Raw genomic sequence first — 15,496 nt, 5'->3', positions numbered from 1 at the left:
GGAGGGACGGGGCCAGCCCCCGATCAGATGAAAGCTAAGAGTTTCTTCAAGGGCCCGGGCATCTGGATTGTCGTTGTCATCGGCATGCTCCTGCTGGCCTTTGCCACGCTCGCCCCGGGCGGCTCGGTGCGGATCGACACTGATGCCGGCCTCGCGCAGCTGTCCTCCGGCAAGGTCGAACAGGCCAAGATTTTCGACGCCGAGAACCGCGTGGACCTGGTCCTGAAGGACGACTACCAGATGGACGGCCAGAACAAGGGCAAAAACGTCCAGTTCTACTTCGTCAACGCCCGCGCGGAGGACGTCGTCAAGGCCGTCACCGCTGCGAAGCCGCCGAGCGGCTTCACCGACCAGCCGGTCGAGAGCAACTGGTTCTCCGGCCTGTTCTCCCTGCTGGTTCCCGTGCTCCTGCTGGGCGTCCTCTTCTGGTTCCTGCTCTCCCGGATGCAGGGCGGCGGCTCCAAGGTCATGCAGTTCGGCAAGTCCAGGGCCAAGATGGTCAACAAGGACATGCCGCAGGTGACCTTCAGCGACGTCGCCGGCGCCGACGAGGCCGTCGAGGAACTCCAGGAAATCAAGGAATTCCTCCAGGAACCCGCCAAATTCCAGGCCGTCGGGGCCAAGATCCCCAAGGGCGTGCTGCTCTACGGCCCTCCCGGCACCGGCAAGACGCTGCTGGCCCGCGCCGTCGCCGGCGAAGCCGGAGTCCCGTTCTTCTCCATCTCCGGCTCCGACTTCGTGGAAATGTTCGTCGGCGTCGGCGCCTCCCGCGTCCGCGACCTCTTCGAACAGGCCAAGGCGAACTCGCCGGCCATCATCTTCGTCGATGAGATCGACGCCGTCGGCCGCCACCGCGGCGCCGGCATCGGCGGCGGCAACGACGAGCGCGAGCAGACCCTCAACCAGCTGCTGGTCGAGATGGACGGCTTCGACGTGAAGACCAACGTCATCCTGATCGCGGCGACGAACCGCCCGGACGTGCTCGACCCGGCACTGCTCCGCCCCGGCCGCTTCGACCGCCAGATCTCGGTCGAAGCCCCGGATTTGATCGGCCGCGACCAGATCCTCAAGGTCCACGCCAAGGGCAAGCCGATGGCTCCCGGCGTCGACCTCAAGGCCGTGGCAAAGAAGACCCCCGGCTACACCGGCGCGGACCTGGCCAACGTCCTGAACGAGGCCGCGCTGCTCACCGCCCGCTCCAACGCGAACCTGATCGATGACCGGGCGCTGGACGAGGCAATCGACCGCGTCATGGCCGGCCCGCAAAAGCGCAGCCGGGTCATGAAGGAACACGAGCGCAAGGTCACCGCCTACCACGAGGGCGGCCACGCCCTGGTCGCCGCGGCGCTGCGCAACTCCGCGCCGGTCACCAAGATCACCATCCTGCCGCGCGGCCGCGCCCTCGGCTACACGATGGTGGTCCCGGAGAACGACAAGTACTCCGTGACCCGCAACGAACTGCTGGACCAGATGGCCTACGCCATGGGCGGCCGGGTCGCCGAGGAACTCGTCTTCCACGACCCGTCCACCGGTGCCTCCAACGACATCGAGAAGGCCACCGGCATCGCCCGCAAGATGGTCACCGAGTTCGGCATGAGTGAGCGCGTGGGCGCCGTCCGGCTCGGCCAGGGCGGCGGCGAGCCGTTCCTGGGCCGCGACGCCGGCCACGAGCGCAACTACTCGGACCAGATCGCCTACGTCGTGGACGAGGAAGTGCGCCGCCTGATCGAGAACGCCCACGACGAGGCGTACGCGATCTTGACCGAGAACCGCGACGTCCTGGACCGCCTCGCAGTGGAACTGCTCGAACGCGAGACGCTGAACCAGAACGAGATCGCGCAGGTCTTCTCGGATATCCGCAAGCGCGATTTCCGCGAGATCTGGCTGTCGAAGGAAAGCCGCCCCATCCTCGGCGTCGGCCCGGTGGAATCCCGCCGCGAGAAGGCCGAACGCGAGGCCCAGGAGGAAGCCAAGGAAGCCCGGCTCGAGGAGCCGCTGGACGCCCGCCCGCCGCACGCCCAGGGCGTGCCCGGACAGGAGTCCTTCCAGGAGGGCGTTACGGATATCGGGCCTGACGTCCATCCCGGCTAGGCTTTTGCTGTGACTTCCTTCTTCGACGACGACGACGTTCCCGCCACCGCCGGCGCCTTCTCCGCCGAGGCGGCGGGGGCGGCCGGCCAGCATTCCAGCAAGGTGGACCGCCCGCGGATCCGGGCGGCGGTGCGCGAGATCCTGCTCGCCATCGGCGAAGACCCGGACCGGGGCGGGCTGCAGGACACCCCGAAAAGGGTGGCCAACGCCTACGCGGAAATGTTTGCCGGGCTGCACCACGACGCCGCCGAGATCCTCGCCACCACCTTCGACCTGGACCACGAGGAACTCGTCCTGGTCAAGGACATCCCGTTCTACTCGACCTGCGAACACCACCTGGTCCCATTCCACGGCGTGGCGCACGTCGGCTACATCCCCTCCCATGACGGCAAGGTGACCGGGCTGAGCAAGCTGGCCCGGCTGGTGGACATGTACGCCCGTCGCCCGCAGGTCCAGGAACGGCTGACGACCCAGATCGTCGAAGCCCTGGTGACCCACCTGAAGCCGCGCGGCGCGATCGTCGTCGTCGAATGCGAACACCTTTGCATGTCGATGCGCGGCATCCGCAAGCCCGGCGCGAAGACCGTGACCAGCGCGGTCCGCGGGCAGCTGCATGACCCGGCCACCCGCGCCGAAGCCATGAGCCTCATCCTCGGAAGGTAAGAAAGACACACAATGGATTCCCTCGCCGCAGCACCCGGAACCGGACCCGCCACCTCGCCGCTGCCCGTGCTGCGCAAGCCGCGCCCGGCGGCCGCCTTCAAGGACCTGCCCACGGACCGGACGCTGGTGATGGGGATCCTCAACGTCACCCCGGATTCGTTCAGCGACGGCGGCCGGCACGCGACCGCGGATTCCGCCGTCGCCGCCGGCCTGCGGATGTACTACGCCGGCGCCGACATCATCGACGTCGGCGGGGAGTCCACCCGGCCCGGCGCCGCCGAGGTCAGCGTCGCGGAGGAACAGCAGCGGGTGCTGCCCGTGATCGAGGCGCTGGTCAAGGCCGGCGCCCTGGTGAGCATCGACACCACCCACGCCGCCACCGCAGAGGCCGCGCTGGCCGCCGGTGCCGCCATCATCAACGACGTCTCCGGCCTCACGATCGAACCGGACATGGTGGAGCTGGTGGCGCGCAGCAAGGCGCCGTACATCCTCACCCACCGCCGCGGCGACGCCAGCACCATGGACTCGCTCGCCGACTACACCGACGTCGCGGGGGAGGTCGCCGCAGAGCTCGCCGGCGTCCGGGACAAGCTGTACGCCGCCGGGGCCACGCCGGAGCAGATCATCCTCGACCCCGGCCTGGGCTTTGCCAAGAACGAGGCGCAGAACTGGGAACTCCTGCAGAACATCGACGTGCTCCAGGCCATGGGCCACCGCGTCCTGGTCGCGGCCTCCCGGAAGCGCTTCCTCGGCAGCCTCCTGACCGTCGCCGGCAAGGCGGCGGCCCCCGCCGAGCGCGACGCTGCCACCGCGGCCGTGACCGCCATCAGCGCCCTCCGCGGCGCCTGGGCGGTCCGGGTGCACGACGTCTCCTCCAGCCTCGACGCCGTCAAGGTCGCCGCCCGTATCGCGCCGGTTCCCCGCCCCGCGGCGCCGGCCGCCGGCCACAGCTGAGGCCGCGGGAATGGACCGGATCACGCTTAGCGGCGTCACTGCCGTCGGACACCACGGGGTGTTCGACTTCGAACGCCGGGACGGCCAGCCGTTCGTCGTCGACGCGGTGCTGCATCTGGATTTCGGCCCGGCGGCCGCGTCCGACGACGTGCGGGACACCGCGCATTACGGCGAGGTCGCCGAGTGCATCCGCGGCTGGATCACCGGGACGCCGCTGAACCTGATCGAGGCCCTGGCCGTGCGGATTGCCGAGGACCTGCTGCGGCGCTTCCCGCTCGCGGCGGTGGACGTCACCGTGCACAAACCCCAGGCCCCGATCGACGTCGACTTCGGCGACGTGTCCGTCAGCGTGCACCGGGAACGGCCATGACCCCCTCCGCGCCCTTCACCCGCGCCGTGATCGCGCTCGGCAGTAACCTCGGGGAACGCAACGACACGCTCTCCGCCGCCGTCGCCGACTTCGTTGACCCGCCTGAGGTCCGGCTGCTGGCCATTTCGCCGATCGTGCAGACCAAGGCCGTGGGCGGCCCGCCCGGCCAGCCTGACTTCCTGAACATGGTGATCGCCGTCGAAACGTCGCTGTCCCCGCGTGAACTGCTGCGGCACTGCCACGCGGTGGAGCAGAAGCACTTCCGCGTCCGCGAGGTCCACTGGGGCCCGCGGACCCTCGACGTCGACATCATCACCTACGGCGACCTGGTCAGTGCTGACCCCGACCTGACGCTGCCGCACCCGCGCGCCGCGGAACGGGCGTTCGTGCTGTACCCGTGGTCCCTGATCGATCCGGCGGCGGAACTCAACGGCGAGCGGGTCGGTGAGCTGGCGGTCCGGGCCGCCGATTTCCCGGACCTCGCCCCGTTTGACGGCTTCGAAGACCTTAAGGGTGCCGCCGGAGCGGTGGAGGCTCCGTGAAGCTGATCAACCCGCTCCTGCTGCTGCTCATCGGTGCCGTGCTGGCCGGCCTCGGCTGGCTCGCCGCACTGGTTGCCGGCCGTTACGGCCTGGATACCCCGGTGTTGCCGCTCACCGGCCTGATCACTATGGGCGTGATCGTGGTGCTGACCCTGATCCTCGGCATCCGGGTGCTGCGCTGGCGCAACGGCAAGAAAAAGCAGCTGCTCAACCCGATCCTGGCCGCCTGGACCTTGGTCCTCGCCCAGGCCTGCGCGTACACCGGGACGGTCCTGCTGGGCTGGCACGCCGGGATCTTCCTGGACCAGTTGCGGCTGTGGCCGGTGCGCAGCGGACAGCCCATCACGTGGGAGACGCTGTCCATGGCCGGCGGCGGACTCGCGATGATGGTGGTGGGCCTGGTGGTTGAGCGGTTCTGCCGGATTCCCCCCGAGGACGGCGACGCCGACGGGACCACCGGCATGCCCGGCAAACGCGGCAAGCCCAAGGCCGAGGGCGAATATGCGTACCGAGGCGATTGATCCGCCCGGGGTCGCCTGGCTGCGGGTTTCCCCGCGCTACGTGACTGTCCGGGTGGCGGGCTGGGCGCTCGGGAACGTGGTCGCCGTCGCCGTCCTGTCGGTGCCGCTGCTGCTGGTGCTGAACGGGGTGTGGAGCTGGCCCCCGCTGTGGGCCGCCGCGGCGCTGCCGGCCGCGGCCCTGCTCGTGGCACTCTGGCGGCTGGTGCTCATCCCGCGCCAGGTACGCGCGATCGGCTACGCCGAACGCGAGGATGACCTGCTGATCCGGCGCGGGATCTTCTTCCAGCGCGTGCTCGTCGTGCCGTACGGCCGCATGCAGTACGTGGACATCGGCGCCGGCCCGGTGGAACGGGGACTGGGCCTGTGCACGCTCAAACTTCACACCGCCTCGGCAGGCACCGGCGCCGAAATTCCGGGACTGCCCGCCGGCGAAGGGGCGCGGCTGCGCGAGCAGTTGTCCGCCCGCGGCGAGGCCCGACTGGCCGGGCTGTGACGGCGGCGCTGTGACGGTGGCTTCATGACGGCCGCGCAGGACGGCTGGCAGCGCGTGCACCCGGCCTCACCGTTCATCCGGGGCTGGGTGGCGCTGGCGGCGATGTCCGTCTTCTTCGGCCGCGACGCATTTGAACGGCTGCTGCAGGGCCGGCCCGTCGTCGACGACCGGTTCGCCGGGCGCGCGCCATGGCTGCTGCTCGGCGGCGGGGCAGTGCTGCTGCTGACCGTGGCCGGCTTCGTGCTGACCTGGTATTTCACCCGCTACCGGGTGGCCGACGGGTACGTGCGCGTCAACACCGGGTTTCTGTTCAAACAGCAGCGCCAGGCGCGGCTGGACCGGGTCCAGGCGATCGACGTCGTGCAGCCGCTGCTGGCCCGGATCTTCGGCCTCGCGGAGCTTCGGTTCGAAGTCGCCGACGCCGGCCAGTCGGCCGTGCACCTGGCGTACCTGCCGGTGGAGGAGGCCCGCAGGCTGCGCGCCGCCATCCTCGCCAGCGCCGCCGGCGGACCGGCCGCGACGCCCGCCCCGCCAGTGCCGGGTTCTGACCAGCCCGGTCCCGACCAGCCCGGCCCCGGTGTGCCGGTGCACGCCGCGGCCGGGCCGCTCCGGGCCCCGGTGGAGGCTCCGGAACGCGGGCTCCTCAGCGTGCCGCCGGCCCGGCTGGTCGGGTCGCTCGTGCTGAGCGAGCAAAGCGTGGTGATCGTCCTCGGCGCCGCCGCCTCGGTGCTGCTGTCCGCCCTGACGGAGAACCGCGGCTTTTTCTTCTACCTGATCCCGGCCGGCCTGGGCATGGCCGCGGCGTACTGGAACTCCTTTACCAAGGGCTACAACTTCACCGCCGCCGCCTCCCGCGACGGCCTCCGGCTCCGCTACGGCCTGTTGGACACCCAGGCCCAGACCCTGCCGCCGGGCCGGATCCAGGCCCTGCGGATCAGCCAGCCGCCGCTGTGGCGGATTTTCGGCTGGTACCGGATGCAGGTCAACGTGGCCGGCTACGGGACCGGCGGCGGCAACGCCGACGGCGCCGCCCGCACCACCCTGCTGCCCGTCGGGACCCTGGCGGACGTGTTCACCATGCTGGCCGCGGTCCTGCCCGACCCGGGCACGCCGGACCCCGTCCGCGTCTTCACCGCCGGGCTGACCGGGCTGGCATCGGGCCCCGGCGGCCCTCCCGGTGCGGCCGCAGCCGACGACGGCGGTTTCGTCACCACCCCGCGGCGGGCGCGGCTGCTCGCCCCGCTGGGCTGGCGGCGCAACGGCTTCACTGCCACGGACACCGCCCTGCTGATCCGCTCCGGCCGCTGGTGGCGCCACCTGGTCCTGGTCCCGCACCAGCGGACCCAGTCCCTCGCGCTGCAGCAGGGGCCGATCGCCCGCCGGTTCCGGGTGGCGGACCTGGTCCTGCACACCACGGCCGGGCCGGTCGCGCCGCGTCTGGTGCAGGCGGGACTGGACGAAGGCCGGGCCCTGCTGGACGCACAGGCCGCCCGCGCCCGGTCGGCCCGGAAACGGCAGACGAGCGAACACTGGCTCGCCCCCGCCTCCCGGCAACCCGCCTCCCCCCACCCAGAACCACAGGAAGGGCCGCAGTATGGCTAAGCCAGGACGCCTCGGCGTCGGAATCATCGGTGCCGGAAAGGTCGGGGCCGTCCTGGGCGCCGCCCTGCGCGCCGCCGAGCACGCCGTCGTCGGTGTTTCCGCCGTGTCCGACGCCAGCCGGGAACGCGCCGAAACCCTGCTGCCGGGCGTTCCGGTGCTGGAGGTGCAGGACATCGTGGAACGGGCTGAACTGGTCCTGCTGGCGGTCCCGGACGACGCCCTCGGCCCGCTGGTGGCCGGCCTCGCGAAACTGGGCGCCTGGCAGCCCGGCCAGCTCGTGGCGCACACCTCGGGGCGCTTCGGCGTCGGCATCCTGCACCCGGTGCGCGCGGCCGGCGCGATCCCGCTGGCGCTGCATCCCGCGATGACCTTTACCGGCATGAGCCTGGACCTGACCCGGCTGCTGGACTGCAGCTTCGGCGTCACGGCCGATCCCGCCATGCTGCCGATCGCGCAGGCCCTCGTGGTGGAAATGGGCGCCGAACCGGTGCCGATCGCCGAGGGGGACCGCCCGCTCTACCACGCGGCCCTGGCCCACGGCTCCAACCACCTCGTGACCCTGGTGGCGCAGGCCTCGGAACTGCTGCGCGCCGTGGGCGTCGAGGCACCGGACCGCATGCTGGGCCCGCTCCTGCGCGCCAGCCTGGAAAACGCACTCGCTTCCGGTGAGTCGGCGCTGACCGGCCCGGTTGCGCGCGGCGACGCCGGCACCGTCGCCGCGCACTCGGCGGCGCTGCGCGAACTCGACGGCGGCTCGGGCGGCGATATTCTGGAGGCCTACCTGGCCATGGCCCGGGCCACGGCCCGGCGGGCAGGACACCGCGGGCAGCTGAAGCCGGGCCAGGTCGAGGACATCGGCCGGGCGCTGGGCAGCCCCGACACCGATGGGCCGCTGCCCGAGGAAGGACCCTGACATGGCAATCCAGCTGGTGACCACGGCTGCCGAGCTGCGCGCCGAGAGCGCCCGCCTGCTCACCGAAAAGCGCGGAACCTCCCAGGGCCTCGTACCCACCATGGGCGCCCTGCACGAGGGGCACGCCAGCCTGGCGCGCACCGCCGTCGCCCAGAACGACGTCGTGGTGGCCAGCATCTTCGTGAACCCGCTGCAGTTCGGCGAGGCCGTGGACCTGGAGCGTTACCCGCGGACCCTGGACGCGGACCTGGCGCTGCTCGAGGCCGAGGGCGTGGACCTTGCCTTCGCCCCCGCGGTGGAGGAGGTCTATCCCGGCGGGGAGCCGATGGTGCGGATCACCTCGGGGGCGCTGGCGGACAAGTGGGAGGGTGCGTCCCGTCCCGGCCACTTCGACGGCGCCCTGACCGTGGTGGCGAAGCTGCTGCACTACGGGCAGCCCGCCCTCGGCGAGGCCGCCTACCGGGCCTATTTCGGCCAGAAGGACGCCCAGCAGCTGGCCCTGGTCCAGCGGATGGTCGCGGACCTGAACTTCCCGGTGGAGATCGTGCCGGTGCCGATCGTACGCTCCGCGGACGGGCTCGCCCTCTCCAGCCGCAACCGCTTCCTCTCACCCGAGGAACGCGAGGCCGCCCTGGTGCTGTTCCGCGCCCTCCGGCTGGTCGAGGACCGCGCCAACGCCCACGAACCACTGGACCTGGACTCCGCCCGGGCTCTCGTGGAGTCCCAGCCGCTCGTGGAACTGGACTACTTCGACGTCGTCGACCCGCGCACGCTGGAACCGCTCGCCGAAAACTGCCGCGAGACCCCGTTCCGCGGCGAAGGCCTGGCGCTCATCGCCGCCCGGGTTGGGCCGGTGCGGCTGATCGATAACGTGCCGCTGGACTCCTAGCCGGCAGCGGCCTCGGCCATCATCTTGAGGTTCGCCAGGGTCTGTTCCCGGGCCCGCTCCTGCATCCGTTCCACCAGCACCCGGTCGGCGAACTTGCCGACCGCGGCCCCGGGGACGTTGTACTCGATTTCGGCGGTCACCCGCGTGCCGTCCCCGGACGGCTCATAGTCCCAGGTCTGCCAGCCCTTGAGCGGGCCGTCGAATTCAAGCCGCACGTGCCGGCCGCCGGAGCCCGTCGGCTCGTTTTCGAGGACCCGCGTGGTCACCGGGAACGGCACCCCGGCCATCAGGTAGCTGTGCTCGACGACGGTGCCGGCCCGTCCGTCGCCTTCGACCTTCTTCGGCTCGCTCAGGTTCACCCACCACGCTGCCCAGTGGTAGGGGTCGACGGCGATCTCGGTGACGCGCTCGAGCGGCGCGTCGATCTGGGTATCAAGCTTGATGCGGCCCATGGGAGGTCCTTTCGCAGCGGTCGGGGGGAGGCAGCCGGCCGGACGACGTTCCGGAAGCCCGGCCCTCGTCCAGCCAACGGCACCCGCGGCCTGGCCGGTAGGGAAGAAAGACCCCGGCCGCGTTCCTCGGCGGGTCTCGCCGCCGCGCCCGCCGCGCCCGCGGCCACTTTTCCCGCCGCCGGAACTTTTCCGCGCCGCCGGGAATGAGCGCCGCCGGCGCCGGGTTGCAAACCGTAGCGGCTGCTTCCGCGCCCACCCCACGCCACCTTTCCCAAGGGAACCCCCATGCCAGCAGATGCCCGTTCCGCCGTCCAGGACAGCCCCGCCGGGTCCGCGCCCGCCGTCCACGAAACGGCCCCGTCGGCCGGCCCGGAAAAGCTCTCCCGGCAGTCGGTCACCGTCATCACGACGCTGCTGGTCGCCACCTTTGTGGTGATCCTCAACGAGACGATCATGAACGTCGCCCTGCAGCGGCTGATGGCCGACCTGCGGGTGGACGCCCCCACGGTGCAGTGGCTGTCGACCGGCTTCATGCTGACCATGGCCGTGGTGATCCCGACCACCGGGTTCATCCTGCAGCGGCTCTCCACCCGGGCGGTCTTCATGCTGGCGATGGGGCTGTTCTCCGCCGGGACGCTGCTGGCGGCCCTCGCCCCCGGCTTCGAGGTGCTGCTGCTGGCCAGGATTGTGCAGGCCGGCGGAACCGCGATCATGCTTCCGCTGCTGATGACCACCATCCTGACCCTCGTTCCGGTCTCGCGCCGCGGCGCGGTGATGGGCAACGTCTCCATCGCCATCTCCGTGGCGCCGGCCATGGGCCCGACCGTGTCCGGGCTGATCCTGCAGCACTTCTCCTGGCGGTTCATGTTCGTGTTCGTGCTGCCGATCGCGCTGCTCGCCTTCGCCATCGGCGCGAAATTCCTGCGGAACATCGGCGAGAACGAAAAGACCCGGCTTGATGCCCTCTCCGTCGTCCTCACCGTCCCGGCCTTCGGCGGCGTCGTCTACGGGCTGAGCCAGATCGGCGGCAAGGGCGGCGCGGCGGCGCCCGCGGTGGTGGCGCTGGGCATCGGCATCGTGGCACTGCTGGCGTTCGTGCTGCGGCAGCTGCGGCTGCAGAAAAGGGAGGCGCCGCTGCTGGACCTGCGCGCCTTCCGCTTCCGGATGTTCACGGTCTCCATCCTGCTGCTGGTGGTCGCCATGATCGCCCTGTTCGGCGCCGTGATCCTGCTGCCCCTGTACCTGCAGGAGATTCGAGGCCTGAAGTCCCTCGAAACCGGCCTGGTCCTGCTTCCCGGCGGACTCGCGATGGGCCTGCTCGGCCCGGTCATCGGACGGCTTTTCGACCGGGTGGGACCGCTGCCGCTGACCGTCACCGGCTCAACACTGATGGTGCTGGCGCTCTGGCAGTTCTCCCGGCTGGACGCCGGGACGCCGGTCGGCTGGATCATTGGGCTGCATGTGGCGCTGAGCCTGGGCCTGGCCCTGCTGTTCACCCCGGCCTTCACCACCGGGCTGAACCCGCTGCCGCCGCACCTGTACTCGCACGGTTCGGCCATCATGAGCACCCTGCAGCAGGTCGCGGGCGCGGCCGGGACTGCACTGCTGGTCTCGATTTTCGCCGCCGTCTCCGCGGCCGCCGGGCTCGTCGCCGGGATGCACGCGGCGTTCCTCGCCGCGGCCGGGATAGCGCTGGCCGCCGTCGTCCTGTCCGTGCTGATGCGCAAGACCGACGGCGCGGCATCCCCCGGCGGCCACTAAGCAGCGGGCAGCCTCTATCGCGGGCAACTTGCGCGAACGTACACTTGAGGCCCTCCGCGGAGGGCCTCAAGTGTACGTTCGCGCTTCAGCCGGCGAAGAACTCGCTGAGCTCGCTGATCAGCTTTTCCGGCGCCTTGTTCACGCCGTCGTGGCCCATGCCGGGCAGGATCGTGTAGCTGGAACCGGAAAGCACGTCATGGATCTGGCCGCAGGCGACGCCGAAGTAGGCCGGGCTCTTCTCGCCCACAATGATCAACGTCTCGAGCGGCAGCTCCAGGAACGGTTCCGCCGGCATGTCGGCGGCGATGATCGCCTTGATCTCCCGCACGCCGGTCTTCATGAGCTCGCGCAGCTGCTTACCCACAGGGGTGCCGGCGGTGAGCTTGTTCGCCAGGGTCAGCATGGACAACGGCATCCGGGACAGGGCGCTGCCGGTTTCCAGGCCGCGGACCAGGACGGCGAGGGCGCGGTCGTCATCGCCCGCGGCGGTCAGGCGCTCGTACTCGTCGGTCCAGTCGGCCGTGACGCTGTGGTTGACAGACACCGCGGGGTCATAGACAGCCAGCCGTTCCACCGGCAGGGTGCGCGCCGCATGCAGCGCCACCGCGCCGCCGAAGCTGTGCCCGAACACGTCGGTACTGGCGGTGTGCTTCATCACGACGTCCAGGTCCCGGATGTCCACGTCCAGCGTGTAGTCCTCCGGCTGCGGCGACGAGGAGCCGCGGCCGCGCCGGTTGAAGGTGTGCACCGGACGCCCCAGCGACGCACTGAGCTTCTGGGCGAAACGGGTGTAGTCCGCGGCCGTCACCATCGACGCCGGGACGACGACGACGCCGGAACCTGCCGCCGCCAGCTCCGCGCCCGTGCTGAAAAGCTCAAGGGTCCCGCCATCGGGGGTTCTGATATTCTCGCGGGTCATGCTTCGAGCCTAGCCGAGGCACCCGGTACTGCCCAGTAAACGGGCGGCGGCCGCCTGCGCCGCGCGGAGGTTACCCGCCCAGCCGGCCCCCGGAGATTTCCAGGTAGCAGGAGCCGCAGAGCGATTCGTACCAGGCGTCCTGCCCGTCGATGGCCACCTGGTCGCCGTTGAAGACCACCTCATCGCCGATCCGCCGGGTGTTGAAGATCGCCTTCCGGCCGCAGCGGCAGATGGTCTTGAGCTCTTCGAGGGTGTGGGCGATTTCCAGCAGTCGGAGCGAGCCCGGGAAGGCCCGGGTGCGGAAATCGGTGCGGATGCCGTAGGCAAGGACCGGGACGTTGTCCAGCACGGCAATGCGGAACAGGTCATCCACCTGATCCGGCTCTAGGAACTGGGCCTCGTCCACCAGCAGGCACGCCACCGGGGGAGTGTCCACGTGCTGCAGCAGCGCGTCCGGGTCGTCGCCGTGGGCCTGGGCCTGGAACAGGTCCCGGGCGGAGGCGCCGGCCGGGATCAGGAAATCCACCGAGCGGGTCATGCCCAGCCGGGACACGACGTCGGCGTCACCCTTGGTGTCGATGTCCGGCTTGGCCAGCAGTACCCTCTGCCCGCGCTCCTCGTAATTGAACGCGGCCTGCAGCAGGCCCGTCGACTTGCCGGAGTTCATCGCGCCGTAGCGGAAGTAGAGCTTGGCCAAGGGGGTCCTTTCGAGGGAGGTCGCCCCCGATTCTAGTGCCAGATGTCAGCGGGCCGGCCGCAGCCGCCGATGCAGGCCGGTGCGCGCCGGCCGGCTGGCGCCGTCCATCAGGAACCGCGCCGCCACCAGGGCGAGCCGGCGGTTCGCGGGGCGCAGCGGCCCTTCGTGCAGCTGGCCGGGCACCACGCCGAACTCCATCGCCGGGACCGCTGCCGCCAGCTGGCGCCCCGTCTCGGCGAAGTAGCCCGGAGACCAGCCCCCGGTCAGCAGCAGCGCCGGCGTGGTGACGCCGGCAAAGTCGGCCAGTTCCGCGTCGGCGGCCAGCACGGCGCGCATCTCTGCCACCGCAGTCGGCAGCAGCTCCCGCATCTGCCCGCCCAGCGGGGTCCGGGCGGAGAGGATGCTGAGCATCCGCAGGGCGCCCAGCGGCAGCTTCGATACCGGTCCCGCCGTTTCCAGCCCCTGCACCAGCAGGGCCCAGGCCTGGTCCAGTTCCCCCGCCGCCACCGACCGCTCCAGTTCCGGCCGCCACCGGCTGGTCAGGCTCCCGGCCAGGGACACGGCGGCGTCGTAGGTCACCAGCCGGCGGATCGGAACGCTCCGCGCGGCCTGCAGGGCGACGAAGCCGCCGTAACTGTGCGCGAACACGTCCGTGGAGCCGGTCTGCCGGAGTACCGCGGCCAGATCGGCCACCTCCGTCGCCGCCGAATATTCCGCCGGCTGCGGGGAGGAACCGGCGCGGCCCCGACGGTTGTAGCAATGCACCGGGCGGCCCAGGAGCCGGCTCAGGTTCCGGGCGAACGGCCGGTACAGCGCATCGGTCACCAGGGTCCCGTGCACCAGCACGACGCCGGCCGCCGGTTCCGTGCCCGCCGCCGGGCGTGCCGCAGTCGGCCCCGGGACGCGGCCCCGGCCGGTGCGTAAACGGCCCGGAGCCAGCGGCTGCGCCGGTTCCCGGAAGCTGTGCAGCTCCAGGTGCCCGCCGCCGTCGTCGGTCCGAATCGTCCACGTCTCCATGGTTGGAAGTCTATTCCCGGTCCGTTCCCGCCCCCGGCGCACCGGCGGCGGCCGAATGCCCGGTAAACTTGGGGATTGTGACTTCCCAAAACACCCCCGCCCCGCACACCGCCGCCGAGCATTCCGAGGCCAGCGAGCAGACGCTGGTCCGCATGGAGAAGCGTGCCAAGCTGATCGAGCGCGGCATCGAGGCGTACCCGGTGGGAGTCGAGCGCACCCACTCGCTGACGGAGATCCGCGAGAAGTACGCCCACCTGTTGGCCGACGAGACCACCGGCGACGTCGTCGGGGTCACCGGCCGCATCGTGTTCATCCGGAACACCGGCAAGCTCTGCTTCGCCACCCTCCAGGAGGGCGGCCTCGACGGCAAGGCCGTCCGGCTGCAGGTCATGCTCAGCCTGGCCAACATCGGCGAGGAGGCGCTCGCGGACTGGAAGGCCCTCGTCGATCTCGGCGACCATGTCTTCATCAAGGGCGAGGTCATCTCCTCGCGCCGCGGCGAGCTCTCGGTCATGGCCGAATCCTGGACCATGGCGTCGAAGGCGCTGCGCCCGCTGCCCGTGCTGCACGCGGAGCTGAACGAGGAAACCCGTGTCCGCCAGCGCTACGTTGACCTGATCGTCCGCGACGAGGCCCGCGAGATGGTTTACACCCGGGCCGCCATCACCCGTTCCATCCGCGAGACCCTGCACCGCCAGGGCTACGTCGAGGTGGAAACCCCGATGCTGCAGCTGGTGCACGGCGGCGCCGCGGCCCGCCCGTTCGAGACGCACATGAACGCCTTCGACCAGAAGATGACGCTGCGCATCGCCACCGAGCTGTACCTCAAGCGCACCGTCGTCGGCGGGATCGACCGGGTCTACGACATGGGCCGGGTCTTCCGCAACGAGGGTGTCGACTCCACGCACAGCCCCGAATTCACCACCCTGGAGAGCTACGAGGCCTGGGCGGACCAGTTCGTCATGGCGGACCGGATCAAGGAGATCATCCTCGACGCCGCCGACGCCGCCGGCGTGGGCCGGGTGCTGCAGACCGAGGCCGGCGAGATTAACCTCGACGGCGACTGGGCCTGGATGGCCGTGTACCCGGGCCTGTCCGATTTCGTCGGCCAGGACATCACCCCGGAGACCCCGGTTGCGGAGCTGCTGGAGATCGCCGCGAAGCACGAGGTGAAGGTCGACGCCGGCTGGGACGCCGAGAAGCTCGTGGTGGAGCTGTTCGGCGAACTGGTCGAACCGACCCTCCTCAACCCCACCTTTGTCTACGACTACCCGCCCTCCGCGCAGCCGCTGGCCCGCCACCACCGCGAGGATGACCGGCTGATCGAGGCGTGGGACCTGATCATCGGCGGCATGGAGCGCGGCACCGCGTTCTCCGAGCTGATCGACCCGGTCATCCAGCGCGAACGCCTGACCGAGCAGTCACGCCGCTCGGCCGCCGGCGACGTCGAGGCCATGCAGCTGGACGAGGACTTCCTCCGCGCCCTGGAATACGGCGCACCGCCGATGGGCGGCATCGGGCTCGGCATCGACCGGCTGGTCATGCTCTTCACCGGCGCCGGCATCCGCGAAACCATTCTGTTCCCGCTGCTCAAGCCCGAAGGTCACTGATC

The 15,496-nt window shown here is 70.7% G+C and carries 16 protein-coding genes; 12 read left to right on the top strand and 4 right to left on the bottom strand.

Features of this window, described 5'->3' with window-relative positions; genetic code table 11:
- Positions 1–27: 27 nt before the first annotated feature.
- The 10 genes from ftsH to panC are packed head-to-tail and all read left to right on the top strand — an operon-like array spanning position 28 to position 9,038.
- The gene (gene ftsH, locus ASG71_RS02060; RefSeq protein WP_056736583.1) at positions 28–2,091 is read left to right on the top strand and encodes an ATP-dependent zinc metalloprotease FtsH; all 2,064 of its coding nucleotides are present in this window, start codon (positions 28–30) and stop codon (positions 2,089–2,091) included.
- Positions 2,092–2,100: 9 nt separating this feature from the next.
- Complete coding sequence (gene folE / locus ASG71_RS02055; protein ID WP_056736581.1) at positions 2,101–2,754, top strand: GTP cyclohydrolase I FolE; 654 nt, start codon at positions 2,101–2,103, stop codon at positions 2,752–2,754.
- A 12-nt stretch (positions 2,755–2,766) separates the two neighbouring features.
- Entirely contained in the window at positions 2,767–3,708 is a 942-nt protein-coding gene (gene folP / locus ASG71_RS02050; protein WP_056736578.1) for a dihydropteroate synthase, read from the top strand.
- A gap of 10 nt (positions 3,709–3,718) precedes the next feature.
- The gene (gene folB, locus ASG71_RS02045) at positions 3,719–4,078 is read left to right on the top strand and encodes a dihydroneopterin aldolase (protein WP_056736576.1); all 360 of its coding nucleotides are present in this window, start codon (positions 3,719–3,721) and stop codon (positions 4,076–4,078) included.
- On the top strand, positions 4,075–4,620 hold the full coding sequence (folK, locus tag ASG71_RS02040) for a 2-amino-4-hydroxy-6-hydroxymethyldihydropteridine diphosphokinase (RefSeq protein ID WP_056736574.1): 546 nt from the start codon (positions 4,075–4,077) through the stop codon (positions 4,618–4,620). Before folB ends, folK begins: the two co-directional genes overlap by 4 nt.
- Positions 4,617–5,141, top strand: a complete 525-nt coding sequence (locus tag ASG71_RS02035) for a DUF3180 domain-containing protein (protein ID WP_056736572.1) — start codon at positions 4,617–4,619, stop codon at positions 5,139–5,141. The genes folK and ASG71_RS02035 overlap by 4 nt, the downstream gene beginning before the upstream one ends.
- Complete coding sequence (locus ASG71_RS02030; RefSeq protein ID WP_056736570.1) at positions 5,122–5,634, top strand: PH domain-containing protein; 513 nt, start codon at positions 5,122–5,124, stop codon at positions 5,632–5,634. The genes ASG71_RS02035 and ASG71_RS02030 overlap by 20 nt, the downstream gene beginning before the upstream one ends.
- Before the next feature lie 24 nt (positions 5,635–5,658).
- Complete coding sequence (locus ASG71_RS02025; RefSeq protein ID WP_056736568.1) at positions 5,659–7,236, top strand: PH domain-containing protein; 1,578 nt, start codon at positions 5,659–5,661, stop codon at positions 7,234–7,236.
- Positions 7,229–8,149: a Rossmann-like and DUF2520 domain-containing protein gene (locus ASG71_RS02020; RefSeq protein ID WP_056736565.1), complete on the top strand. Its 921-nt coding sequence runs from the start codon at positions 7,229–7,231 to the stop codon at positions 8,147–8,149. Before ASG71_RS02025 ends, ASG71_RS02020 begins: the two co-directional genes overlap by 8 nt.
- Before the next feature lies 1 nt (position 8,150).
- Entirely contained in the window at positions 8,151–9,038 is an 888-nt protein-coding gene (panC, locus tag ASG71_RS02015; protein WP_056736563.1) for a pantoate--beta-alanine ligase, read from the top strand.
- On the opposite strand, the gene ASG71_RS02010 is transcribed toward panC, so the two are convergent.
- Positions 9,035–9,490, bottom strand: a complete 456-nt coding sequence (locus tag ASG71_RS02010; RefSeq protein WP_056736560.1) for an SRPBCC family protein — start codon at positions 9,488–9,490, stop codon at positions 9,035–9,037. The two genes, panC and ASG71_RS02010, sit on opposite strands and share 4 nt — an antisense overlap.
- A gap of 285 nt (positions 9,491–9,775) precedes the next feature.
- Between ASG71_RS02010 and ASG71_RS02005 the strand changes: the two genes are divergently transcribed.
- Positions 9,776–11,251, top strand: coding sequence for an MDR family MFS transporter (locus ASG71_RS02005; RefSeq protein WP_056736558.1), 1,476 nt, complete (start codon positions 9,776–9,778; stop codon positions 11,249–11,251).
- Positions 11,252–11,336: 85 nt separating this feature from the next.
- Here the strand turns inward: ASG71_RS02005 and ASG71_RS02000 are convergent, their stop codons facing one another.
- The 3 genes from ASG71_RS02000 to ASG71_RS01990 all read right to left on the bottom strand — a co-directional run bounded on the left by ASG71_RS02000 (position 11,337) and on the right by ASG71_RS01990 (position 13,884).
- Complete coding sequence (locus tag ASG71_RS02000) at positions 11,337–12,170, bottom strand: alpha/beta fold hydrolase (protein WP_056736555.1); 834 nt, start codon at positions 12,168–12,170, stop codon at positions 11,337–11,339.
- A gap of 70 nt (positions 12,171–12,240) precedes the next feature.
- Positions 12,241–12,867, bottom strand: a complete 627-nt coding sequence (locus ASG71_RS01995) for a thymidine kinase (protein ID WP_056736553.1) — start codon at positions 12,865–12,867, stop codon at positions 12,241–12,243.
- Positions 12,868–12,912: 45 nt separating this feature from the next.
- Positions 12,913–13,884 (bottom strand): alpha/beta fold hydrolase, encoded by a 972-nt coding sequence (locus tag ASG71_RS01990; RefSeq protein ID WP_056736551.1) that lies wholly within the window; start codon positions 13,882–13,884, stop codon positions 12,913–12,915.
- 77 nt (positions 13,885–13,961) lie between these two features.
- On the opposite strand from ASG71_RS01990, the gene lysS reads away from it, so the two are divergent.
- Positions 13,962–15,494 (top strand): lysine--tRNA ligase, encoded by a 1,533-nt coding sequence (lysS, locus tag ASG71_RS01985; RefSeq protein WP_056737200.1) that lies wholly within the window; start codon positions 13,962–13,964, stop codon positions 15,492–15,494.
- Positions 15,495–15,496: the final 2 nt, after the last annotated feature.

Source organism: Arthrobacter sp. Soil763, assembly GCF_001428365.1.
Classification (GTDB): Bacteria; Actinomycetota; Actinomycetes; order Actinomycetales; family Micrococcaceae; genus Arthrobacter.
This window is presented reverse-complemented; position numbering and strand designations above follow the sequence as displayed.